Source organism: Jutongia sp. (assembly GCF_057878315.1).
Map to the genome: position 1 here is coordinate 47,559 of NZ_DBLXSO010000003.1, position 24,703 is coordinate 72,261.

At 47.9% G+C, this 24,703-nt stretch carries 20 protein-coding genes and 1 other RNA gene; all 21 read right to left on the minus strand.

From position 1 onward, the window contains the following. On the minus strand, positions 1 to 717 hold the full coding sequence (gene minC / locus ACZLMD_RS01190; protein ID WP_482521660.1) for a septum site-determining protein MinC: 717 nt from the start codon (positions 715 to 717) through the stop codon (positions 1 to 3). A gap of 32 nt (positions 718 to 749) precedes the next feature. Continuing rightward, positions 750 to 3,608 (minus strand): penicillin-binding transpeptidase domain-containing protein, encoded by a 2,859-nt coding sequence (locus ACZLMD_RS01195; RefSeq protein WP_486818099.1) that lies wholly within the window; start codon positions 3,606 to 3,608, stop codon positions 750 to 752. Positions 3,609 to 3,632: 24 nt separating this feature from the next. Then, positions 3,633 to 4,175: a rod shape-determining protein MreD gene (gene mreD / locus ACZLMD_RS01200; protein WP_489494971.1), complete on the minus strand. Its 543-nt coding sequence runs from the start codon at positions 4,173 to 4,175 to the stop codon at positions 3,633 to 3,635. Beyond that, positions 4,172 to 5,035 (minus strand): rod shape-determining protein MreC, encoded by an 864-nt coding sequence (gene mreC / locus ACZLMD_RS01205; RefSeq protein WP_489494973.1) that lies wholly within the window; start codon positions 5,033 to 5,035, stop codon positions 4,172 to 4,174. Before mreC ends, mreD begins: the two co-directional genes overlap by 4 nt. Positions 5,036 to 5,057: 22 nt before the next feature. Beyond that, positions 5,058 to 6,083 (minus strand): rod shape-determining protein, encoded by a 1,026-nt coding sequence (locus tag ACZLMD_RS01210; RefSeq protein ID WP_022306850.1) that lies wholly within the window; start codon positions 6,081 to 6,083, stop codon positions 5,058 to 5,060. A gap of 47 nt (positions 6,084 to 6,130) precedes the next feature. Then, positions 6,131 to 6,862 carry a RadC family protein gene (radC, locus tag ACZLMD_RS01215; RefSeq protein ID WP_199877054.1) on the minus strand — a complete coding sequence of 244 codons (732 nt, stop codon included), beginning with the start codon at positions 6,860 to 6,862 and terminating at the stop codon, positions 6,131 to 6,133. A gap of 136 nt (positions 6,863 to 6,998) precedes the next feature. Further along, a complete protein-coding gene (locus ACZLMD_RS01220; RefSeq protein ID WP_455057312.1) occupies positions 6,999 to 8,291 on the minus strand; it encodes a methionine gamma-lyase family protein in 1,293 nt (430 codons plus the stop codon). Between the two features lie 118 nt (positions 8,292 to 8,409). Then, entirely contained in the window at positions 8,410 to 9,402 is a 993-nt protein-coding gene (gene miaA / locus ACZLMD_RS01225; RefSeq protein ID WP_487601565.1) for a tRNA (adenosine(37)-N6)-dimethylallyltransferase MiaA, read from the minus strand. 10 nt (positions 9,403 to 9,412) lie between these two features. Beyond that, the gene (gene mutL, locus ACZLMD_RS01230; RefSeq protein WP_489494977.1) at positions 9,413 to 11,344 is read right to left on the minus strand and encodes a DNA mismatch repair endonuclease MutL; all 1,932 of its coding nucleotides are present in this window, start codon (positions 11,342 to 11,344) and stop codon (positions 9,413 to 9,415) included. A 19-nt stretch (positions 11,345 to 11,363) separates the two neighbouring features. After that, positions 11,364 to 14,072, minus strand: coding sequence for a DNA mismatch repair protein MutS (gene mutS, locus ACZLMD_RS01235; RefSeq protein WP_489494979.1), 2,709 nt, complete (start codon positions 14,070 to 14,072; stop codon positions 11,364 to 11,366). A gap of 24 nt (positions 14,073 to 14,096) precedes the next feature. Further along, positions 14,097 to 14,443, minus strand: an RNA gene (gene rnpB / locus ACZLMD_RS01240) — RNase P RNA component class A. A gap of 113 nt (positions 14,444 to 14,556) precedes the next feature. Next, positions 14,557 to 14,835, minus strand: coding sequence for a hypothetical protein (locus ACZLMD_RS01245; protein ID WP_118559473.1), 279 nt, complete (start codon positions 14,833 to 14,835; stop codon positions 14,557 to 14,559). Between the two features lie 97 nt (positions 14,836 to 14,932). Next, positions 14,933 to 15,979 carry a nucleoid-associated protein gene (locus ACZLMD_RS01250; RefSeq protein ID WP_482521863.1) on the minus strand — a complete coding sequence of 349 codons (1,047 nt, stop codon included), beginning with the start codon at positions 15,977 to 15,979 and terminating at the stop codon, positions 14,933 to 14,935. Further along, positions 15,972 to 17,198 carry a ribonuclease E/G gene (locus tag ACZLMD_RS01255; RefSeq protein WP_482521862.1) on the minus strand — a complete coding sequence of 409 codons (1,227 nt, stop codon included), beginning with the start codon at positions 17,196 to 17,198 and terminating at the stop codon, positions 15,972 to 15,974. The genes ACZLMD_RS01250 and ACZLMD_RS01255 overlap by 8 nt, the downstream gene beginning before the upstream one ends. An 88-nt stretch (positions 17,199 to 17,286) precedes the next feature. Beyond that, entirely contained in the window at positions 17,287 to 18,090 is an 804-nt protein-coding gene (locus ACZLMD_RS01260; protein WP_482521861.1) for a TIGR03936 family radical SAM-associated protein, read from the minus strand. A gap of 1 nt (position 18,091) precedes the next feature. Then, a complete protein-coding gene (locus ACZLMD_RS01265) occupies positions 18,092 to 19,975 on the minus strand; it encodes a TIGR03960 family B12-binding radical SAM protein (RefSeq protein ID WP_022306860.1) in 1,884 nt (627 codons plus the stop codon). A gap of 63 nt (positions 19,976 to 20,038) precedes the next feature. Continuing rightward, the gene (locus ACZLMD_RS01270; protein ID WP_484107042.1) at positions 20,039 to 20,416 is read right to left on the minus strand and encodes a hypothetical protein; all 378 of its coding nucleotides are present in this window, start codon (positions 20,414 to 20,416) and stop codon (positions 20,039 to 20,041) included. A gap of 119 nt (positions 20,417 to 20,535) precedes the next feature. Beyond that, positions 20,536 to 21,549, minus strand: coding sequence for an NAD(P)H-dependent glycerol-3-phosphate dehydrogenase (locus tag ACZLMD_RS01275; RefSeq protein ID WP_022306862.1), 1,014 nt, complete (start codon positions 21,547 to 21,549; stop codon positions 20,536 to 20,538). A 24-nt stretch (positions 21,550 to 21,573) separates the two neighbouring features. After that, positions 21,574 to 22,197, minus strand: a complete 624-nt coding sequence (gene plsY, locus ACZLMD_RS01280) for a glycerol-3-phosphate 1-O-acyltransferase PlsY (protein ID WP_022306863.1) — start codon at positions 22,195 to 22,197, stop codon at positions 21,574 to 21,576. 2 nt (positions 22,198 to 22,199) lie between these two features. Next, on the minus strand, positions 22,200 to 23,519 hold the full coding sequence (gene der / locus ACZLMD_RS01285) for a ribosome biogenesis GTPase Der (protein ID WP_118559467.1): 1,320 nt from the start codon (positions 23,517 to 23,519) through the stop codon (positions 22,200 to 22,202). Positions 23,520 to 23,542: 23 nt separating this feature from the next. Next, positions 23,543 to 24,607, minus strand: a complete 1,065-nt coding sequence (locus ACZLMD_RS01290) for an FKBP-type peptidyl-prolyl cis-trans isomerase (protein WP_489494984.1) — start codon at positions 24,605 to 24,607, stop codon at positions 23,543 to 23,545. Between the last annotated feature and the right edge of the window lie 96 nt (positions 24,608 to 24,703).

Consider the following 24,703-nt stretch of genomic DNA (forward strand, 5'->3'; position numbering starts at 1 on the left):
TTATGACAGACGTATGTCACTCATAACATCCTTGTCAAGCGGCTCAATATAAATATTGCCATCCTCCCAGAATGCGATCTTGGTCTCCTTCGTCTTGGAACGGCGCGGAGACTCGTCCGGCGATCTTGCGATCGTGTCCGCAATACGTATCTGTACCGGTTTCATATCTAAGGCTATCACAAATGCATCAACATTTCCAGCAGAACCGGCAAAAACATTTCCTTTCAGGGATCCGAGAATGATCACATTTCCCTTGGAGATCACCTTTGCACCGTTATTGACATCTCCCAGAATGATAATGCTCGTCTCAACATCCAGCACCTGACCGGAACGAAGATTTCCCTTGAAAAAGAAACCGGTGCCATTATCGTTCTGAAGCATATTGGCTGCAGTTTTCTCTGCCACCGCAGACGCACTTCCTGATTTCTCCTGCTGGAGAGCCTTTGCAAAGGCAGCCTCTCTCTCCGGATTCTCATCAAGCACGCACACAATCTGAAGCTCACAGTTATCCTGAATCGTTGCAAGGATTTCATCCTGCTGCTTCTCATCGAGCTCGCGCCCCTGAAATGCAATTGCTTTCTTTGCATCCCCCCAGAACTGTGCGGAGGACTTAAACTTCTCCGCCACATCTTTTACGATGCTGTCCCAATCTGCCTCCGGATCCAGTCTCAATATGATTCCTGATTTGGATCCTGTTATTTTTACTATATTATCCATATCATTGCTCCTGTTCTTGTACAATAGATATCTTAATCGTTTGTTCCTGCATAATGTGCAACCGAGGTTGCCTTGCCTCCGGACAGTTTCTTACCGCCAAAGTAATATTTATAGACATCCCTTGCGCATTCCATCGCATAGGTTGATGTATATCCGTTTGGTATTACACAGCTTACGGAGATCTTCGGATTCTCATATGGTCCGTAGGACAGGAAATATGCATGGTTCGGATGCAGTGTATTCTGCTGTGCCGTACCTGTCTTTCCGGCGAATTTTTTCTTCATGCCGGCAAATATACTTCCATGCTGTGCACCGTTTACCACCCGGTACATACCGTTGTGTACACTCTGCCAGGTTGACTGCGCAACATTGACTTTATTGCGGACCTTTGCAGAATTGTTTAGTATCGTCTTTCCATTAACGTCCTTGATCTTATCCACAAGCGTCAAATCATAACAGGTTCCGCTGTTGGCGATCGTTGTCACATATCTTGCCAGCTGGATCGGTGCATACGCATGACTACCCTGTCCGATCGCAGAACGAATGATATCTGATGTCGAAAAGTGAGGTGATGACTCTGTGATCTCAACACCGGACTTGTCGGTCAGACCAAACATATCTGCATATTTCTTCAAACGGGCAAGTCCGCCGCTGTCATTGACTCTGCCATTATGACCATTGCCGAGACGATATCCCATTTCATAGAAAAACACGTTACAGGAATGCTCCAGAGCTCCCGCCACAGTCAGATTACCATGAGAAGAACTGCTCCAGCAGCGTGGAGAACCATAAGACGGTGCCTTTGTGAAGCTGACCGTGTCGTAAACCGTACTGCTTGGCGAGATCACTCCCTCCTGCAGGGAAGCCACAGAGGTAACCATTTTGAAGGTGGAACCCGGTGCGATCTCCTGCTGGGTCGGTCGGTTCAAAAGCGGTGACGCCGTACTGTCCTTCAGATATGTGTAAAAGTAATCCGAATCCACCTGATTCGCCATCTTGTTATTATCGTAGCTCGGATATGTCACCATCGCCTTGACATCACCGGTATTGACATCAGTTATGATAATGGAACCGGAGCACGGATCCAGTCCGAGCTGTCCCGGTGTGATCTCAAGCTTCTTGATCTTGCGGATCAGGAAGGAATACGGTGATGTAATTCCCTGACGCACCTGATTATATTCCTGTGCATTATACTTTATGTCACCCTGATCAAACAGGAGCAGACAGATATCTCTGCCTGACAGCTCATAATGATAGATCATGTAACTGTAAATCATTTTTGTAAACGCAGTATCATTTTCTAATAAATTGATACCATAGTCAACCAGTTTTTTGTAAATTTCCTGTGTACTATAAAAGTCATTCCCGATATCCAGCTTGTCCAGATCGATCCACTGCTGTGAAATTGCATACTGCAGATACTTGCTCAGGCTGAGCGATCCGTTGGCGTAGCTTTTGTATGTGGCATCCGATGTATCAACTGCTTTTCGGGAGCTGTCAGAATCACTGCTCTTTGTAATGACGATTGAATTATCTTTTAATATGGAATAAAAAGCATCCAGAAAATCATTCATATCGGAAGAAAGAGACTTTGCCGATGCCGTGCTGTCCGCTGCCAGAAGGTGTCGGATTTTGCGCACGATTGTTTTCTTTTTGGCTTTGTATTTTTTTAAGGTTGCCTTCTCCAGCGAGGAAGCATCCTCATCCGTAAAACGCTCCACATTGACAATGTTATTCTGGATGATCGCATTGTACACATCGTAGATCGGTACCTTGATGTCCTTCGTGGAATGCCCTCTTGTTCCGGCGTCCATACTGTTATTGATATTAGCGATCAGAATACCGGCGATCCGCTCCTCCAGAAGATGATAGCACTCCTCCTGCAGCTTTGCATCGATCGTCAGATACAGATCATTTCCTGCAACCGGATCCTTCGTTGTCTTCTCAGAGATAATACGGCTCGTTCCACCATCGACCGTAATCTCACGGCTTCCCTTTGTTCCGCGCAGATAATCCTCATAGGTGCTCTCAAGGCCGGAAATACCGATCTGATCATCTACGGAATAAATAGATTCCTTGTTCTCTTTATTCAGTTCCTCCAGCTTCTCCGCTGAGATGGAACCGGTATAACCGAGCATATGTGCAAAATACTTACTCTTCTTATAAACACGAGAGGTGTTCTGATCAATGTCAACACCCGGCAAAAGTTCACTGTTTTCTTTGACAGCCGCAACTGTCTTCTCATCGACGTTCTTGGCAAGAATGATGTCCTGAAACTTCGCATAACGGTTGATAAACATCGCATAACGCACCGCCAGAATATCGATCGCCGTATCCTTATCATAAGTTTCCGCGATCTCAAACTTCTTAATGAGATAATCATACATCGCCTGCGGCGTCGTATCCTTCTGCTCCTGTGTCAGTGCCTTCACGCCGTTCTGCACAGAGTATGCATCCGCCAGATAACGCTCCAGAGAGCTGCCCTCCACCTGATACTGCAGCTTGCCGTGATCATACGCCAGATAATAATCCACAGAAAGCTCACTGCCATGCTTCTTTAAGATATAAAGCAGACGGTAGATCATCGTGTTCTTCTCTTCGTCCGTCATACCCGTCAGCTTGGAGGTCTCCGAAAATACGATATTATAAGACAGCTTGTTATAGGCAAGAAGTGTTCCGTTACAGTCGTAAATGTTACCGCGGGTCGCCTTGATATCCTTTTCCTTGATGGTATTGCTCGCACCACTTGCGATAATACTGTCTCTGTCCACGATCTGAAGTTCAAACATACGATTGATCAGAATGGAAAAAAGAAGCATAAAAACAACCGTAACCGGCAGCAGTCTTGAATTGAAAAATGCTTTGATATAATCCTTCAAAGTGTCTAACACGTTTCTTCTCTCCTTTCACCGAAATCAGATAGCCTTCTCCCGATCCATCTCCACATGCTCCTCCAGCGAAACATGCTCCTCCGGTTTGAAATGCTCCTTGATCTGCCGCATCAGAAGGTAGATCGGCACTCCGATGATCAGTGTGTACACCGCCTCCGGAATCATCACATGCATCAGATAAAACATAAAGTCCATTCTGCCCCGAAGCATAAAACGACACACATAATACAAAACACCATATGCCAGATCGCTAAGCACGATCGTAATAACCGGAATATATAATCTTTCCTTGAAGTACAGTTTATTTAACATACCATTGACATATCCGATAAACGAATAGATCAAAATTGTCAGACCGATCACGCTGTTAAACATCGCATCGATCATAAGACCACCCACAAATCCGGAAAACATACCAAGCTTTCTTCCATACATGAGTCCGAAAGCCGCTGTGATCATGATCAGAATATTTGGTACGACCCCACCAAGCGGAAGATGCCTGAACACCGTTGTCTGAAGCACAAAGCATACGATATTCAGCAATAACAGGTAAATATAACGTCTCAATTTAAAATATCCTCCAAATCACCGGAATCCTTCACCTCTGTGATCACAAGCACCATATCTAGTCCCGAAAAATCGGCAGCCGGTGTCAGATGCGCCGACTGTGTGATATTTGAGGAATCCGTCTTGATATCTCTGGCATAACCGATCAGGATCCCCGGAAGGTACTTATCGCTGACCGGTGAGGTAACAACCTCGTAGCCATCCTTCACCTCGGCATCTGCCGGAATGCCGCTGATATCGATCATCCCCTTACCTATCAGCTTCAGATTCCCGTTTACAAAGCACATATCCGATGTTTTCAAGAAAGATCCGGTTACACTGCTCTCATCATCAATGATCGAACGGACTCTCGCATAGGATTTATTCACTTCTGTGACGATGCCGACCAGTCCGTCTCCCGCCAGCACATTCATGTTGACCTTCAGACCGTCCTTGGAACCCTTGTCGATGACAAAGCTGTTAAACCAGTTGCCATCACTGCTGATAACATGTGCCGCCACCTTCGGATAGTCGGAATACTTCTCATCCAGACTATAGAGCTTGCGGAAATCATCCAGATCATATTTGTCCTGCTGAAGCAGACGATTCTGCTGTGACAGATCATCCAGCTGCTTCTGCAGTGCATTGTTCTTTTTGACCAGCTTCTTGACAGTTGTCGCATAATCCATCCCGTCTGCCACAACAAGTCCGATCTTGTTAATTCCGCGCTGCATCGGTGTCACCACACTGCCCACAGCCGTTCTGATCGGTGTCATTTTATCCTGAAATCGAAATGATACAATGATCAGAGCAACACTCACGATCGCAATGGTCATCAGTATATATTTCGGATCCATTGTAATTTTAGTCCGTTTACGCATTCCTACAACTCCTTCATTCTCTTTATCCTCTGATCTCCTTCAGAGGAATGCTGTATCTGGCGGCAAGCTTCGGATGCTCTGCCAGATATCCGAGACCGGTCACAACCGTTCTCTGCGCATGCTTCGTGGTATTGATCTTATACCGCGTCTCATTGGCAACAAGCTGATCCATTCCACGGATCCAGGAGGATCCGCCGGTCAGATAAATGCCTCTTTCCGCAATCTCGGATGCAATCTCTGGTGGCGTCCGCTCCAGCATGGAACGCACGGCTGCCGATATCGACAGAAATACGCCCTGAACCAAAGGAAATATCTCGGAGGATGCCACTGTCACCTCACCCGGAAGCCCCTTCACCACATTGCGTCCGACCACAGTCACCTTCTCATCAACGGGTACGGCTGAAACAAGCGTCTTCTTGATCTGCTCGGCGCTCTTCCTGCCGATCACAAAGTTATGCTCCTTGCGGATATAATTGATGATCTGTTCATCAAAATAATTGCCTCCGTACGGAAGAAGCTTCGACACGACAATTCCTCCCAGTGACAGCACGGAAATCTCGGTTGTCTCCGCACCTACATTGACGATCATAATACCTCTCGCATTCTCCACATCAAGATCAAGTCCCAGCGCATCCGCGACCGGCTTGTGGATCAAAAACACCTTGTGCGGCTTGCACTCACTTTCAGAAACAACACGCGAGTAAGCATTCTTGTCCACCTCACGGATATCTGCCGGCACGGCAATATAAAAATCGGCGTTCTTTGCCTTTCGTCTGCCAGATATCTTCTCCAGCATGAAATTCCACAGCGAGATCATATCTCCCATCTGCGAGATCACTCCGTTCTCCAAAGGAAAAGAAACCTTAATGTTGGGCGGAACCTTCTCGAACATCTCATATGCCTTGTCCCCGATCGCAACCGGACGCTGCGCTGCGCCCTTACCGACAGTCGCCACAACCGTTCTCTCATTCAGAATAATTCCCTCTGATTTTTTATAGACCTTTACGGTACCCGTTCCAAAATCAATACCATAAGTTTTATGTGCCATTGGAATACTCCCTTCCGGTAATCTGAGTCTTATGTCCATCGATGCTTTTATAAATAACCGCTCTCACGAAAACTGGTATATCGGTTATCACCGATCACAATATGATCCACCAGCTCAATTCCGATCATCTGCCCCACATCACGGATTCTCTTTGTCAAAAGCATGTCCTCACGGCTCGGCGACGGATCTCCTGACGGATGATTGTGCAAAAGCAGAATACTGACTGCTCTGTGCTTGAGCGCATTATAGAAAATTTCCCGGGGAGATGCCACCGAAGCATTAAAAGATCCATTTGAAATGACGATCTCCTGTATCACCGCATTCTTGCCATCCAGTACAAGCAAAAGCACCTGCTCGGTCTCCAGAAAACGCATCTGCTGGCAGTAATACGCTGCCACCTGCTCCGGTTCACTGCACTTAAGCTGCTCCAACGGCATGCTGCAGCGCACCATGCGCTTTGTAAATTCTGCCATGCATTTAAGCTGCACCGCTTTGACCTTGCCGATCCCGCGAATCTCCTGAAGCTGCTTTAACGACACCTGAAACAGACCACCGAGATTCTTCTGTGGCAGACTGCCCAAAACTTTTCTGGCAAGATCCACCGCCTTCTCTCCCCGGCTGCCCGTTCGTATCACAACTGCAAGAAGCTCACTGTCCGAAAGAGCTTCCGGACCGTACCGAAGACACTTCTCATAGGGTCGCTCGGAAAGCGGAAGTTCCTTCATGCGGATGGATCCGTCCGGTCTCTGACCATATTGTTCACGTTTGTTTTTATTCATTACTGCCTCCTGTCTGAAGGCTTTCCCCACCAAACGCATCACATTATATGGTATCATAAAATCTTATTTTTGTATAGAACCATCTGCCAATGGAATTGTGATTTATTCGTGACATTTTTATAAAATTCTACATGATTTACACAGGAAGGTTCAATAATCCCTCTTTTGCCATGTACTGAACGGACATCATGATACCAAACTTGGCGTGGTACCAGGTAAGACCTCCCTGAAAATAGACCGCATACGGCGGCTCGATCGGACCGTCCGCGCTCAGCTCGATCGAAGAACCCTGCACAAAAGCACCTGCTGCCATGATCACGTCACTGTGATAGCCCGGCATAGCATACGGCTCCGGCGCAACGTGGCTGTCCACCGGCGAGCCCGCCTGAATGCCCTTGCAGAATGCGATCACACCCTCCGCACTGCCAAGTGTCACTGCCTGGATAATATCATGACGGGACTCTGTACCGTTCGGTACAACCGGAAAGCCCAGACGCTCATAGACATTTGCCGCAAAGATCGCGCCCTTCAGTGCAGAAGCTGCCACGCACGGTGCCATGAAAAATCCCTGGAAAAACGAACGGTTTAATCCGAGTGTTGCACCGACTTCTTTCCCGAGTCCCGGTGCTGTCAGGCGATATGCACACATATCGATCAGGTCTTTTCTTCCGACAATATAACCGCCGATCGGTGCGAGACCGCCGCCCGGATTCTTGATCAGTGAGCCAACGCACATATCCGCTCCGACCTGTGTCGGCTCAATACGCTCCACAAACTCACCGTAGCAGTTATCAACCATGCAGATCACATCCGGACGGATGGACTTGATAAACGCAATCAGCTCACCGATCCGCTCTACCGAAAGCGTCGGACGTGTCGCATAGCCCTTGGAACGCTGGATCGTCACAAGCTTTGTTTTATCATTGAGTGCCGCACGGATGCCATCAAAATCAAAGCTTCCGTCCTCCTTCAGATCAACCTGACGGTAAGTGACACCAAACTCCTTTAAGGATCCCGGTGCCGCATTGTCACCGATGCCGATCACTCCCTCCAGCGTATCATATGGCTTGCCGACCGGCGAAAGAAGCTCGTCCCCCGGTCTTAAATTGGCGGAAAGTGCCACGGTAAGCGCATGGGTTCCACAGGTAAGCTGCGGGCGCACCAGCGCAGATTCCGCCTCAAACACAGACGCATAGACATCCTCCAGTGTTTCTCTGCCAAGATCATCATAGCCATATCCGGTAGAAGACTCAAAGCAGCCGGCACTCACCTTGTGCTGCTGCATTGCACGAAGCACCTTCATCTGGTTGTACTCCGCTGTCTTGTCAATCTCTGCAAAACGCTCCTTTAACCCTTCCTCTATCTGACTGCAGAAATCATACACCTTACTGTCAATTCCTGCTTTTTCGTATAAATTCTGTAACTCCATTTTTCTTCCTCTTTTCTCTTTGATTCTCCATATTCTGCGACTTCTTTCCGTAAGCATCATACCTGCGTCCGGTCAAAATGCTGCCTGATCTCCTGTACACAACGAACCGTGTGTCCGGTCAAAGTGCTGCCTGATCTCCTGTACACAACGAACCGTGTGTCCGGTCAAAGTGCTGTCTGATTTCCCGAACGCAGTGCTTGAGCAGCTCCTGCTCATCCGCAAACCGGTCCTTATCAAGCCACGTCACATCGCGTTCCCTGCGAAACCAGGTGAACTGCCGCTTCGCAAAATGTCTTGTTTCAAGCTTGATCTTATCAAATGCCTCATCCATGGTGCATTCACCGTCTAATGCCGCAAGGATCTCCTTGTAGCCAAGCCCCTGCATCGAAACCATATTTCTGGTGCATCCCTGTTCTCTCAATCGTCTGACCTCAGCCTCCAGTCCCTGTTCACGCATCAGATCCACGCGCCGGTTGATCCGGTCATAAAGGATCTCCCGCGGAAGGCGAAGCACATAATAAATAAAATCGTACGGTGAATTTTTCTGCCTCTGTGATTCATTGTGCTCTGAGATCTTCTCTCCGGTCTGATGATAATATTCCAGTGCACGGATCACTCTTTTGACGTTGTTTGGATGAATCTGCTCTGCCGCCTTCTCATCCACACGGCAAAGCTCTGCGTGAAGCGACTGAACGCCCTGTGTCTTTGCCCGCTCCTCTAATATCTGTCGGTATGAGGTGTCCGCCTCATTCTCCGTAAAGTCGATATCATTCAGGATCGACTGGATATAAAATCCGGTTCCTCCGACAATGATCGGAATCCTTCCCTCGGCGTAGATCTGCTCCATATACTGCTTACACAGCCTCTGAAACACCACGACATTAAATTCCTCGTCCGGTTCCAGCTCATTCACCAGATAATGCTTCACGCCCTGCATTTCCTCCGGCATGATCTTGGCAGTTCCGATATCCATCCCTTTGTATACCTGCATGGAATCTGCCGAGATGATCTCCCCCCCCACTGCCTTGGCAAGACCGATGGATAATGCGGTCTTTCCCACTGCCGTCGGTCCCGTCAGAACGATCAGCGGTTTTTTATGTTTCTCCTGCATAGTTGTCTCCTTACACAATTCTCTTAAATTTCTTATCCATTTCCGTCTTCGTCATTTTGATCATTGTCGGTCTGCCATGAGGACAATGGTATGGGTTCTCTAATGTCATAAGCTCTCTTAAAAGCTCCTCCATCTGTTCTCTCGGAAGCCGGTTATTCCCCTTAACTGCAGCCTTGCAGGACATGGACGCAATCTTATCCTTTAAAATATCCGGCGTCCTGTGGTCATGCTCATCAACGAGCGTGTCGATCACTTCCTTTAACAGCTCCTCATTGCCAATATGCGGAAGATGCGAAGGCACACCGCTCACCGCATATTCCCTGCCGCCAAACGGCTCGATCTGATAACCTAACTCCTCAAAGACCGTCATGTTATTCTTAACTGCCTCTTCCTCCTGCATGGTAAGTGTCAGTATCACCGGTGGCTGCAGCATCTGCACCATCGGCTTTTTCTCTGCCAGCTTCTTCATGAAACGCTCGTAAAGCACCTTCTCATGTGCCGCATGCTGGTCAACCATATACATGGCATTGTCATACTGCAGGATCCAGTAGGTATCAAATACCTGACCGATAATCTTGACCTCCTTCTGCGCCTGTTCGGATAATATTCCTTTGTCAAACATAGACTCCTGTACCGGCTTGTTTTTCAAAACAGGATATGCCTGTGGTGTCTCTTCTCTGCCTGTCGCATAAGGTGCGTTTTCCCGTAGCTGTCCCTGCTGTTCTAAAAGCTCATCTTGCTTCTTAAGCTCTTCTAATATCTGCACAGACTGCATTCTCTTCTTCTCAAATATTTCCGGCTCACGAACCGGTTTTGCCGGTCTGACTGCTGCCATATTTTCTTTTCCGGCGTGGTCCTTCTGAAACGTTCCCCCTGTATTTCCGACAGAACCGCTCCTGCCTCCGGCTTTGCGTTCGGAGGAATTTTCCTGCAGAGTGACCTCCGGAATAAATTCCTTATACTTTAATGCCTCACTGACGGCATGATACACACTCTGATAAATTCCCTGTGCATCCGAAAAACGAATCTCCATTTTCTGCGGATGCACATTGATATCGACAAGCTCCGGATTGACCGTAAAATGCAGCACGGTAAACGGATATCTGTGCTGCATGGTATATGGCTGGTAGGCATCCTCAATCGCCTTGTGGATCGTTGAACTCTTGATATAGCGTCCATTGATGAAATAATTCATATAATTACGGTTTCCTCTTGATACCACAGGCTTTCCGATAAAGCCCTTCACCTGACAGCTCACCTCATCTGCATCCACCTCAAGCAGATTCGCCGTGATATCCCTGCCGTAAATATGATAGATCACATCCTTCAGATTACCGTTACCGGACGTATGAAGCTTCGTCTGATTCTGATTGATAAACCGGAAAGAAATCTCCGGATGGGATAATGCCAGTCTCTCGATCAGCGTATTGATATATCCCGCCTCTGTCGGCGAGGATTTTAAGAATTTCAGGCGTGCCGGTGTATTATAAAACAGATTGCGCACAAGGATCGTCGTTCCGTCCGGGCATCCCACATCCTCCAGCGTACGCTCCACACCACCGTCTGCTTCATAACGTGATCCCATCAGTTCATTTCTGGTCTTTGTCACCATCTCAAGCTGTGAAACCGAGGAAATACTCGCAAGAGCCTCACCGCGAAATCCAAGTGTCGCTACCTTAAGCAGATCCTTGGCATCCTCGATCTTACTGGTGGCATGCGGCGTAAACGCAAGACGGATATCCTCCTTGTTCATGCCGACTCCGTTGTCAGTCATACGGATCAACGCCTTACCGCCGTCCCTGACCTCCACCGTAACTGCAGTGGCATCTGCATCGATCGCATTCTCCGTCAGTTCCTTCACGACTGCCATCGGCCGCTCAATGACCTCGCCTGCCGCGATCTTATTTATGGTATCCTGATTCAGAACATGTATCTTTGACACTTCAACCACCAGCCTTTCCTTACATTCTCTCTCTCAGCTTTGTCTGCATCTTGTATAAAATATTCATTGCATCGATCGGCGTCGTTGTCGACAGATCCAGATCGTGCAGCTCATATATGATATCATCGGTCTTTACATTCGGCTGATAGCCGTCAAACAAAGAGATCTGTCCCATCTTCTCTGATTCAATCTCCGACTCTGTTTTCTTACGAATCTTTCTCGGCTTTTTGGTCTGCTGCTCAATGCCGTATTCATAGTCCGGAATTTCGTATTCCACGGCAATGTCCTTCGCACGTTCGGCAATGTCATTATTACTGAGTTCGTCCACGATCTCCCGGGCACGTCTGAGAACGTTTTCCGGGACACCGGCAAGCTTCGCCACCTGAATACCGTAGCTTTTGTCCGCGCCGCCTTTGATGATCTTTCGCAGGAAAATAATATCCTCCCCCTGCTCCTTAACGGCAACACAGTAGTTATCCACGCTGTCAAGCTTACCCTCAAGCTCCGTCAGCTCATGATAATGCGTTGCAAATAGAGTCTTGGCACCAAGCAGCTTCTTATCTGCAATATGCTCGATCACCGCCCATGCAATGCCAAGTCCGTCAAACGTACTGGTGCCGCGTCCGATCTCATCCAAAATGATCAGGCTGTCCTTCGTGGCATTCCGAAGGATATTGGCAACTTCAGTCATTTCCACCATAAATGTACTTTGTCCGCTCGCCAGATCATCCGACGCACCGACTCTCGTAAAGATCCGGTCAACAATTCCGATGACCGCCTTCTCGGCAGGCACAAAGGAACCGATCTGTGCCATCAGAACGATCAGTGCCGTCTGGCGCATATAAGTGGACTTTCCTGCCATGTTCGGTCCGGTGATAATGCTGATCCGGTGCTTGTCATTGTCCAGATATGTATCGTTTGCGACAAACATATCGTTTTTGATCATCTTTTCCACAACCGGATGGCGTCCGTTCTTTATGTCGATCGCACCCTTCTTACGGATCTGCGGTCGCACATAATTATTCTGCCTTGCCACGACTGCAAGCGATGCTAACATGTCCACGCCGGCAATGATCTTGGCTGCCGTCTGGATCCTGCCGATCTGTGCATAGATCACATCACGCACCTCACAGAATACGTTATATTCGAGCGTATAAAGCTTATCCTCCGCTCCGGTGATCGTCTCCTCTAACTCCTTAAGCTTCGGCGTCGTATAGCGTTCCGCATTTACCAATGTCTGCTTGCGCATCCAGTCCTCCGGCACCTGGTCGATAAAGGACTTGGTCACCTCAAGATAATAGCCGAATACTTTGTTATATTTGATACGCAGATTCTTAATTCCGGAGCGTTCCTTCTCCTCCTCCAAAAGATCTGCCATCCATTTCTTGCCATCTGTGCTTGCCAGGCGCAGCCGGTCAATCTCCTCATTATAACCGCTCTTGATCATCTTGCCTTCCCGCACAGTCAAAGGTGCTTCTTCGTCGATTGCATCCGTGATCAGTCCGCAGATATCCGACAGATCATCCAGATCTTTTCCGTAGGCGGATAACAGGGTATCGCCCTCAAAGCTTTCCAGAAGGTACTTGATCGCCGGCAACATGGACAGAGACTGCTTAAACGCCAGCAGGTCCTTTGGATTGGCACTGCGGTAGCTGATCTTACTAATCAGGCGCTCCAGATCATAGATCGGTGAAAGATATTCCCGCAGCTCCTCCCTGGAGATTTCGTTATTATTTAATGCCTCGATCGCATCGAGACGTTCATTGATCTTATCCTTATCGACAAGCGGCTGCTCAATGGAATTACGCAGCTTTCTGGCTCCCATCGCCGTTTTGGTCCGGTCAAGCACCCAGAAAAGAGAGCCTCTCTTCGCTTTCTCCCGCATCGTCTCACAAAGCTCCAGATTACGTCTGGTCGCCCGGTCAAGCAGCATATAGCTGTTCGGCACATATGGCTTTATTGTTGTAATATGGTCAAGAGAGATCTTCTGTGTCTCCTCAAGATACTGCATCACGGCTCCAGCAGCAGTCACACCGATCGAATAATCCGCAAGCCCCAGACCATCTAAGGAGCTTACATGAAAGTGGCGGCACAGACTGTCCACACAACGGTCCTCGTCAAAATGCCATGCATCGATCGCTGAGATCACGATTTTTAAACGATCCCGCAGATCGTCCAGATCGATCCCCGACACCAGAAAGGAATCGTTGCAGATGATCTCCGACGGCATCGTCTTGCCAATCTCATCCAAAAGCTTATTCTCCGAATCAAACTCAGTCACATAATAGTCTCCCGTCGTCACATCGACATAGGAGACACCGTAAGCATTTGTCGTATATACCACACAAAGAAGATAGTTATTACGGCTCTCATCCAGTGCCTGCATATTCAGGTTCGTGCCCGGTGTCGCCACACGGACAACCTCGCGCTTTACAAGTCCCTTTGCAAGCTTCGGATCCTCCACCTGCTCACAAATTGCCACCTTATAGCCCTTGCTGATAAGCTGATCCAGATATGTATCCACCGCATGAAACGGAACGCCGCACATCGGCGCACGCTCCTCCAGGCCACAGCTTTTGCCGGTCAGCGCAATATCAAGCTCCCTGGAAACGATCTTTGCATCGTCAAAAAACATCTCATAAAAGTCCCCTAAACGATAAAAAAGAATACAATCCTTGTATTCCTCCTTCGTCTCAAGATACTTTTGCATCATTGGTGTCAGTGCCATATTTCTCTCTCCGTTTTCTATAAATAAGGGAGCAGCACTATAAGCCGGGTTCTGTATCAGACAATCATCTATCTAGGTCTGCCGTTACCGGCAGACTCAAGCAACCTACCCGGAACACGGCGGGCAACCGTATCGTCCCTGTTCGGTCTTGCTTCGGATGGGGTTTACACAGCCGTCTCCGTTACCGGAAACGCGGTGAGCTCTTACCTCGCCTTTTCACCCTTACCAGCTAAGGCTGGCGGTTATTTTCTGTTGCACTGGCCTGGGAGTTGCCTCCACCGGACGTTATCCGGCATCCTGCCCTGTGAAGCCCGGACTTTCCTCACCTGCGGCCTTTCGGCGCTTGCAGCTGCGATTGTCTGTGCTGCTCGTCAACGCTCATTTTACCATGACCAAAATAAAAAGTAAAGTCAAAATAAGCGCCCTGCCCTGTATCGGACCGGAGCCGGACGCTTATTGAGAAAGAATTTCTCTCCCCGCTGTTTTAGAAATCGTCATCCTCCTCGATCACATGGATCTCCAGAAAATCGAAATCGATATCATCAATAAAATTATCCCTGCGGAATCTTGTTTTGTCATTCCTCTTAAACTCATCGATGTTGGTATTTAACCAGATCGGACGACTCAGATCAAAGGCATAGCAGACCTCATCCAGTGAATCAAACACCTTCTTCGTCCGGTTCTTGTCCTTGCTGTCATCACAGATCGTCAGATCCTGAAGCATCCGGTTATCCTTAAATATCTTTGCCCATAATCGAAACATTATTTTCCCCTTTTCACTGTCATTTCTGCACGCATGGAAGCAGCCTGTATATGCCGTCACCTGCCAAATAATATTGCGATTCCTCGTACCATCTCTGCTACCGCGTCGTGATCTTATTGATATTCTTGATCAGAACAGAGATCGTTCCGTCCGGATTCGTGATAAATTCAACCTGATCGGCATCCTGATACTGCTCCATCGGGATATTGATCTCAATACCGGTGTCCGTTTTCAGGTACTGCTTCTCGAACTTCTTGGTGGTCCGTTCGCTCTGCGGCGTCACCTCTGCCGTCTCCATATGGTACTTCTCCATTTTCTTGTCAAACTCTTCCTTGATCTGCGGCACATCTCCGTAAAGCTTATCGCTGACCTTCTCAACACTGACGCTTCCGGTCTCCTCCATCTCTTCCTTGATGATACGCTTTGCCTCAAGCTGCTTGACCGGCTCCTCCGAATAATGCTTGTTATTGACCTGCTTTACCGCATTGACCACGATATCAAGCTTTGTCTTGGAAGACATTGCCGCATGACAGTGCAGATAAAGTTCGGACAGATAATTGACCTTGCTTCCGTTAATGTCGTATTTCTTTTCGATGATCTGTACGCTGTAATCCGTCAGATCGATGATCACTGCCTCGGAAAGCTTTGTGGTCGCCGACGGAAGCATGGAACGGTAACGGATGATCTGGTTAATATTCCGTCCCTCCTCATTATTCTGCGTCATATGTACATAGCTTTCTTTATAGTTCATCTTTAAAAGACCAAGATACATCATGGAATGCACTTGAAATGTTACAACCGCAAAGTCTGCGGACGGGATCGTGACATTGGCATTCATGATATCATACAGTGCCTGCGCAAGCTTCTTGCTGTCCTCGACCATGCTCTCCTCCGAAAATGCCTTAACCAGAGCATACACATCAACCTGCGGCATCTCCTCGGACTGCTCCCCGGATTCATCGAAAAAGCACTTTTTCATCTCATCTCCGGACATAATCTTATAGATCAATCCCCGAAAAAAATCATTGGTATCCGGTGATAATTCCAAAAGCTCCTCGGAAAATACCGGATAGCCCAGCTCTGCATCGAGAATATGGACAATCCCTTTTCTGATTATGATCTCATCCTGCGTCAATTCACTCACCCTGCCTTTCTGACTGCTTTGTTTCTATCTCTTTGATCTGTTCGTACAGACTTTTTCGTCCTTTTTTTCTTGTAATTTCCACAAGCCCTAATTTCGTCATATCAACGACCGTTGTCTGGACCGGATCCTTTCGTACCTCCTGTCGGAGACACTCCATCAGTTTCTTCTGATCCTCCTTATCCTCCAGATCGATAAAATCCACCAGAATAATACCGGACAGATTCCGAAGCCGCATCTGCACGGCAATCTCCCCGGCTGCCTCCAGATTGATCTTTGCAAAGGTCTTCTGGACATCCTTCTTCTTAGAGACTGCCTTTCCGGTGTTGACATCGATTGAGATCAGAGCCTCAGTCGGCTGGATCACCAGATACGCCCCGCTTTTCAGCCATACCTTCGGCATCAGGGCGTGCTCTATGGTTCTTGTCACATTATAGACCGCGTCAAGCTTACCGTCCTTTAGATCCCAGTGCACAAGCTTGTCCTGTTCCTGCGGAGAATACTCCTTCAGATACGTCTCCGCCTGTGTATATAGCTGCTCATCATCCGTCACGATCCGCTCGATCTGCTCGGCGTAGCCGTCACGGATGTCTGCCAGATACGCCGGCGGTGCCTGCTCCAGACATTGAAACGGCTGTCTGTAGATTCCCTGCTGTGTGATCTTCTCGTAACGCTTTAAAAGTGCTTCAATCTCCTCCCGCAGAGTCTCCTCCGCCACCCCGGCACTGTTCGTGCGCGCGATCAGAAGATATCCCGGATCCTCATATTCTCCGAGAATCTCCAGAAGGCGGCTGCGCACTGCCTTATCCCGGATCTTCTTGGATATGTTGCAGCCCTTCTTGCCAATGGTAAGCACCACATATCTGCCGGTAATGTCGATCGCTCCGCTAAGTGCCGGCGGCTTGGTTTTCAGAGCCTCTCTTTTCACCTGTACAATGATCTCATCCCCGATCAGAACGCGATCGTCCCCTCTTCCGCCCGCCGTGTGAAGCGGTACAACCTTGTCTGCCAGAGAAAGATATCCCATCTGCCCCTTGGCAAACTCGACAAACGCCGCATTGATATTTTTAACGACATTGCGGACCTTTCCGACATAAATATCACCGACAAAGATCTTATCCTCTTTCGTCTGTTCCGGTTCCGCATGCACCTGCAGGATCCGTTTGCCATCCGACAGCATGGATAATATTTTATGGTCCGATTTCGTCAGCAAAAGTTCCATGACAGGCACACCCCTTTCCTCATCATTGTAAATGCTTATTTCCTTTAAAATCTATATATATATAATACATTCCGAAGATCCGGAATGTTTATTTATGATAGCTTGACAATGGCACAAGTTGACACGGAATTTCATCGTGTAACAGATGGATCTCTCCCTTTTTGCCGTTCTCATCCCCGTACATTTCCAGTCGGTGTATCTGATAGTCAAGCGGATCATACTCCGTTCCCACAAACCGGCACAACGCCTGCATCACAAGCTCCGGCTTGATATTTAACACACTTCCCGCCGTAAGCTGGCAGTAAAGCACCGGCTGATATTCCTCTGTATCAAGACATAGCGCACCATATGCCTGTCCGGTCTGCTCCTCAAATGCTTCAAGCTTGCTGCTCAAATAATAAATATTCGGTTTGATATCTACCTGCTTTTCGGAGCGCTTTGTTTTCTTTGTTACCAGAATCTCCGGCTGTGCTACAAAATCTGCAAGCACCTGTTCCATATCCGGTCTGTCCCGAAAATCGGACACCTTGCCCGGTTTTAAAGCAACCAGATAATCACATCCGGCAAGCATTGCCATGGACGGCTTTGCCTCATCCGGCAGCAGAACGAAATCCTTCACACGGATCTCATCGTTCATCTGACTGTTGATCCAGTCCACCATCTTCTCCGGCTCCGGACACTCCTCCAGCTCCATATCCATATATTCGGCATCACTGGTCAGCCCGATTCCGAGCGGCGAGGTAAAGGACAGGATCTGATGCGGTGAATAGCCCTTGCTGTAGCTGACCGGAATATGTGCTCTTCGAAATGCCTTCTGGAAATATCGCATGACATCCAGATGACCGATAAACCGCATGGAACCACATTTGGAAAACTTGATTCTCGCTTTCATCCTACACACATCCCCCTTCTCTCTTCTCGGTACAGACACCGCCGCCAAATCTTGCCGCACCACAGCCGGCACATTTCTGACGGCAATTCGGTGTCACAACAGCTTCCTTTGCACGGTGATACTCCCGCAGCAAAAACTGCTTTGTCACACCACAGTCAATGAAATCCCATGGAAACAGCTCGTCCTCACTGCGCTCTCTGTCATTATAAAAGTCCATGGTCAGCCCATGATCCTCAAACGCCTTCTGCCACACATCGTATTTGAAATATTCCGTCCAGGCATCATAGAAGCAGCCATCCTCATACGCCTGGAGGATCACGTCATTTAACCGGCGGTCACCTCTTGCAAATACGCCCTCAAGCTCGGATACATCGGCATCATGGCAGTTATATTTAATACTCTTGGCATTTAACTGGCTCTTGACCTTGCCAAGCAGAAAATTACGCTTGTCCAGTGCCTCCTCCCTGGAATTCATTCGTGCCCACTGGAACGGCGTAAACGGCTTTGGCACAAAAATAGACGTACTTGTCACGATATTGACCTTTCCCTTGCGCTCCTCCTTCGGGATCGTATAATATTCTCTCGCGATCTTGTCCGAAAGCACCGCGATCTCCTCAATATCATCGTAGGTCTCACCCGGCAGCCCCAGCATGAAATAAAGCTTTACTCTTGTCCAGCCTCCACGAAAGGCATCCATCGCACCGTTTAAGATATTTTCCTCGGTCAGACCCTTGTTGATGACATTTCGCATCCTCTGGGAGCCCGCCTCCGGCGCAAAGGTTAAGCTGCTCTTTCGCACATCCTGTACCTTCGACATAACATCCAACGAAAATGCATCGATACGAAGGGACGGCAGTGCAATATTGATCCCGTTTTTGCTGCACTCATCGATCAGCCAGTACACAAGCTCCGGCAGCTCCTTGTAATCACTGGAGCTTAAGGAACTGAGCGTGATTTCCTCATGACCAGTAGATTCTAGCATTTTAATTGCTCTGTCCTTTAGAAATTCCAGCTTACGCGGACGGATCGGGCGATACAATACACCCGCCTGACAGAAACGGCAGCCGCGGATACAGCCTCTCTGTATTTCCAGTACAACACGATCCTGCGTCACCTTGATATAAGGCACTAAAGGCTTCTCCGGATAATAGGTATGCTCCATATCCATCTCGACCTCTTTCATGACCGTCTTCGGTGCCTCCTGCACGATCGGCTGAAAGTCTGCCAAAGTTCCGTCTTCGTTGTAGGACGCCTCATAAAACATCGGCACATAGATCCCCGGGATCTGTGCAGCACACTTCAAAAATGCCACTCTGTCCTGTCCGGACTTTTTCCATTCCTTGTATTCATCCATCATGCGACGGTACTGCGTCTCCCCCTCGCCGATGTAAAACATATCAAAGAAATCAGCGATCGGCTCCGGATTGTAGCTGCACGGACCTCCACCGATCACGAACGGATCCTCCATCGTCCTTTCCTTTGCCTTAAGTGGGATCCCGGAAAGATCAAGAACCTGCAGAATATTGGTATAACACATCTCATACTGCAGCGTGATCCCGAGAAAATCAAAATTCCTGATCGGCTCCTGCGTTTCCAGTGCAAACAACGGAATATGCTGCTTACGCATGATCTGATCCAGATCCACCCACGGAGAATACACTCTCTCGCAGTATACGTCATCCCACTGATTGAACATATCGTAAAGGATCTGTATGCCAAGATGGGACATACCGATCTCATATACATCCGGAAAACACATACAGAAACGCACATCCACCTGTGCCGGATCCTTTTTGACCATGTTGATCTCATTTCCAATATATCTCGCCGGTTTTTCCACAGATAATAATATCTCATCCGATAATGCTAATTTTCTTGCACCCATGTATTCAAAATCCTTTCTGTCTTATGCTGCTGTGCATCCTGAAATCTCTTCTGTCTCACCGACCTACTGCGCAGAGTCCTTCGAAAGCTTCTTCCCCTGCTCCAACGCATTCTGATACAGCTTCTGCACCTGCTCCTCCAGCTTGTTCCAGGTCGTTTCATCTGACATGCATTTTTCAACATATTCCTGCCGAAAACCCCGATAGGAAAATCCGCCGGAAAATGCAGCCAGAAGCACGATAAGAAGCATGACGGACGCCAGGAAGCGCATCAGTCCGAAATGAAAAGAAGGTCCTGTGTTTTTCGTTTCATTTAACAATTGCTCCGCTTCTTCCAAATCCCTCTTATAGAAAAAGCCGGCATCGTCACCTGTCCTTTGAAAAGATGCCTTTGCCGCCATTATTTTCTGCTGACGATTCATTTGCCGATCCATCTGCTGCATATTAAGATCTCCTCCATTCATATATTTTGCATTTGTCTGCGACTTCATACAAAATGATGCTGTGATCAAAATGCATGCTGCCTCCAGCCCCATACTAAATATATGAATGGAAAAGCTGTTTATTCGTCCCAGTCAAGTCCGGGATATTCGTTACATTTATCACGGACCAACAGACCATGTACCGCATCCAGAACCGGCATATCCTCAAATAAAACCTTATTGATCTGCTCCACGATCGGCATGCTGACCTGATACTGCTGTGCCAGAGCCATTGCCGCCCGGGCAGAATGCACTCCCTCAACCACCTGATTAACTTCCTTCATCGCAGCGTCGGTTGTATAACCCTTTCCGATCAGATAGCCCGCCGTATGATTCCGACTGTGCTCGCTGGTGCAGGTCACAATGAGATCACCGATCCCGGAAAGCCCCATAAAGGTCTCCATGCGACCGCCCATCTTCACGCCGAGACGGCTGATCTCGGTAATTCCTCTTGTGATCAGCGCGGCACGCGTATTATCGCCAAAGCCCATGCCATCGATCACTCCGGCTGCCAGTGCGATCACATTCTTGATCGAGCCGCCAAGCTCAATACCGATAATATCTGAGCTTGTGTATACACGAAATCTCTCATTCATAAATATTTCCTGGATTATTTCTGCGGATTCACGCTTCACGGAACCTGCCACAACCGTTGTCGGCACACCGATCGCTACCTCCTCTGCGTGGCTTGGTCCGGACAGCACAGAGATATCTGCCTGCGGAATCTCGGACAGAATGACATCGCGCAGCGTGCAGAGAGTATCATTCTCAATGCCCTTTGCCACGTTGACAATCCGCTGTCCCTCGCGGATATACGGCGATGCGTTCTTTGCCGTCTGTCGCACAAACGGTGACGCTACCGCAAAGACAAGCAGGTCATATCCGGTGCATGCCTCTTTTAAATCCTTTGTAAGCGCAATCGAATCCGGAAGCTTCACACCGGGAAGTCTGTCTTTATGCTCCCTGTGCTCTGCCAGCATATCGATTTCTGCCTCTACCGCTGACCATAATGTCACATCATGTCCATTCTTTGCTAACATAATCGCCAGAGCTGTCCCCCAGCTTCCGGCCCCCAGAAAACTTACTTTACTCATAGTCCTGCATTCCTTTCTTAACCCCTATGCTTCCTTCTTATTGCCCCAGAGCGGATTTTCATTGCCATGGATCAGCCGTACAATGTTCTTACGGTGCTGGAAGTACGCCAGAGCCGTGAAGATCAGGCTTAAGATCATCATATGTACAAAATAAGGGTTGTCCCTGTATAAGATCAATGTATTAGCCGGAATATACCATGCCACAAACAAAGATCCCACAGATACATACCGTGTCAGCGCAACCATCACGATAAAGATCGCCAGTCCGATCGGAATCATCAGCGGATGACATGCCGACATGACAACCGCTGCCGTCACGGCAATGCCCTTTCCGCCCTTAAATCCAAGATAAAACGGATAGTTATGACCCAGAACAACACCAAGCCCACAATACAGACACCAGAGATACCACTGCTCCGGCGTAAATACAAGACGTATCACAAGGATCGGTATGATCGCCTTGACAAGATCGCCGGCAAACGTGATGAGCGCCGGAATCTTACCAAGGTTACGCAGCACATTGGTTGTACCGGCATTGCCGCTGCCTTTTGTACGGATATCCATATGATAAAATCTTCCTACAAAGTAACCCATGGAAATACATCCGCAGAAGTATCCCACGATCAAACAGATAATATATGCTGTCATGATCAGTTTTCCTTCCTTTCTCTGACAAAGAATTTCAATGGCGTTCCGGAGAATCCAAACGCCTCACGTATTTTATTTTCCAGATATCTGGTGTATGAAAAATGCATCAGCTTCTTACTGTTGACAAAAATAACAAATGTCGGCGGCTTTACGCTGACCTGTGTCATATAGTAAATCTTAAGCCGGCGTCCCTTGTCTGATGGCGGCTGCTGCATAGCGACTGCCTCTGCCAGAATGTCGTTCAGAACACCTGTCGCAATCCGAAGGGAATGATTCTGGATCACAACCTCGAGCGTGTCAAAGAGCTTTGGCAGTCTCTGACCTGTCTTGGCAGAAACAAATACGATCTCTGCGTACGGCAGGAAAGACAAGACCTTTCGAATCTCATTGGTGTACTTTTTGACAGAGTTGTTGTCCTTCTCGATCGCATCCCATTTGTTGACAACGATGATCATACCCCGTCCACGGTCATGAGCGATTCCTGCGATCTTGGCATCCTGCTCCGTAATTCCTTCTGTTGCATCGATCACAAGCATGACCACATCGGCACGCTCTACGGCAGACACTGTACGAAGGATCGAATAACGCTCGATCTCTTCCTTGATCTTGTTCTTACGACGAAGTCCTGCCGTATCGATAAAGACATACTCCCTGCCTTCCCAGGTCACAGCAGTATCAACCGCATCTCTGGTTGTTCCCGCAATGTCCGATACGATCACGCGGTTCTCGCCCAGAAGCTTATTGATGATCGAGGACTTACCAACGTTTGGCTTACCAACGATTGCCACTCTCGGCCGCTCATCCTCTTCCTCCTCCAGATTCTCCGGAAACAGGTGCACGATCTCGTCTAACATCTCACCAACGCCGATCTTACCGATGGAAGAAATCGGGAACGGATCACCGATACCCAGATTGTAAAACTCGTATACATCCATCATCTGCTTCTCATAATTGTCGATCTTATTTACTACAAGAACCACCTTCTTGCGGGACTTGCGCAGCATATCTGCCACCTGATAATCCGCATCGACCAGACCGGTCTTGCCATCGGTCAGAAACAGCACAACATCTGCCATCTCGATCGCCATCTCGGCCTGCTCACGCATGTGCTTAAGCATCAGATCGTTAGTCTCCGGCTCGATTCCGCCGGTATCCATCAGTGTGAAGCTGTGATTCAGCCATGTCACATCTGCATAAATTCTGTCTCTTGTCACACCCGGTGTATCTTTAACGATAGAAAGACGTTCCCCGACCATCATATTAAATAATGTGGATTTACCGACGTTCGGACGTCCTACGATCGCCACAATTGGTTTCGCCATTTTACATGCTCCTCCTTACCTGATTATTTCTCTACAACATTATCTGCCAGATAGGTCTTCACCTTCTTGTATAACAGATCATCCATGATGAGCTGCTTGGCATCCGTGCCGTAGAAATTCTGAAACTGCTCATTCAATGCATCCTCATCCTTGCAGTTATAGGTTGACAGATAGCTGCCAAGCTCTGTCTTATAATCCTTATCGGAAATCTCGATATTTTCTTTCTCTGCAATGGCTCCGTAAACAAGCTGCTTACCGACATCTTCCTTCGCCGTCTTTGTCAGCTCCTTTTTAAAATCCGACGATGTCGTATTCTGTGCAGACAGATAATCGGAGATCGTGTAGTTGTTCTGCTGCAGATAATATACAATCGAGGTGTTGAGCTGCTTATACATCTCATTAACTCTTGCCTTCGGATACTCATTCACCTTGGAAGCACTGTAAACGCTGTCCCATGCCAGATCCTCCAGAGAATGCTGACGCAGTGTATCCTTATAATCCTTTAATGACTTATACGAAGTCAGGTTCTTTTTGACAAACGCATCCGTAAGCTTCGGAAGTATCTTCTTGCCCTGGATATAATTGATCGTTACTGTAAATACGGCTTTTTTCCCTGCCATGTCCGGATTATTCGGATAGCTCTTCGGAAATGTCACCTTAACATCAAGCTTCTCACCGACGCCGGCACCAATCAAGCCGTCCTCAAATCCCGGAATAAAGGTACCGGAGCCAATCGTAAGGTTATATCCGTCCGGATTCTCCTTCTTGGTACAGGTACCGCCGTCAAACTTCTTTCCGTTCATCTTACCAACATAATAAATATTGACGGTATCGCCATCTTTAACCTTGCCGGACTTTTTCTTTTTATACTCCGCATAAGAATCTAACGTCGAATCAATCTGCTTCTGTACCTGTTCATCAACATCAGACTTCTTCATGGAAATCTGCTTATATTCGCCCAGAGTGACATACTCGGAAGCCTTCTTCTCTGTCTCCTTCTTACTCTTGCTGCCAATACTGCAGCCGGATGTGAGTACCATTGTTACACATAAAAGCACGGAAAGTGCTGTTTTACTTATCTTTCTCAAAATAATACCTCCAAAATCTTAAATAAATGAATAACGGATCAAATACAGAGTAAACACACATAGCCATATTAATTTATAACATAAACCATTAAAAAT

Coding starts and splice junctions, on each gene's coding strand:
- minC (WP_482521660.1), bottom strand. CDS start 717: ATGGATAATATAGTAAAAATAACAGGATCCAAATCAGGAATCATATTG.
- mreC (WP_489494973.1), bottom strand. CDS start 5,035: ATGCGTAAACGGACTAAAATTACAATGGATCCGAAATATATACTGATG.
- ACZLMD_RS01210 (WP_022306850.1), bottom strand. CDS start 6,083: ATGGCACATAAAACTTATGGTATTGATTTTGGAACGGGTACCGTAAAG.
- radC (WP_199877054.1), bottom strand. CDS start 6,862: ATGAATAAAAACAAACGTGAACAATATGGTCAGAGACCGGACGGATCC.
- ACZLMD_RS01220 (WP_455057312.1), bottom strand. CDS start 8,291: ATGGAGTTACAGAATTTATACGAAAAAGCAGGAATTGACAGTAAGGTG.
- miaA (WP_487601565.1), bottom strand. CDS start 9,402: ATGCAGGAGAAACATAAAAAACCGCTGATCGTTCTGACGGGACCGACG.
- mutS (WP_489494979.1), bottom strand. CDS start 14,072: ATGGCACTGACACCAATGATGCAAAAGTATCTTGAGACGAAGGAGGAA.
- ACZLMD_RS01245 (WP_118559473.1), bottom strand. CDS start 14,835: ATGTTTCGATTATGGGCAAAGATATTTAAGGATAACCGGATGCTTCAG.
- ACZLMD_RS01255 (WP_482521862.1), bottom strand. CDS start 17,198: ATGGAACTTTTGCTGACGAAATCGGACCATAAAATATTATCCATGCTG.
- ACZLMD_RS01260 (WP_482521861.1), bottom strand. CDS start 18,090: ATGAAAGCGAGAATCAAGTTTTCCAAATGTGGTTCCATGCGGTTTATC.
- ACZLMD_RS01265 (WP_022306860.1), bottom strand. CDS start 19,975: ATGGGTGCAAGAAAATTAGCATTATCGGATGAGATATTATTATCTGTG.
- ACZLMD_RS01270 (WP_484107042.1), bottom strand. CDS start 20,416: ATGCAGCAGATGGATCGGCAAATGAATCGTCAGCAGAAAATAATGGCG.
- ACZLMD_RS01275 (WP_022306862.1), bottom strand. CDS start 21,549: ATGAGTAAAGTAAGTTTTCTGGGGGCCGGAAGCTGGGGGACAGCTCTG.
- plsY (WP_022306863.1), bottom strand. CDS start 22,197: ATGACAGCATATATTATCTGTTTGATCGTGGGATACTTCTGCGGATGT.
- der (WP_118559467.1), bottom strand. CDS start 23,519: ATGGCGAAACCAATTGTGGCGATCGTAGGACGTCCGAACGTCGGTAAA.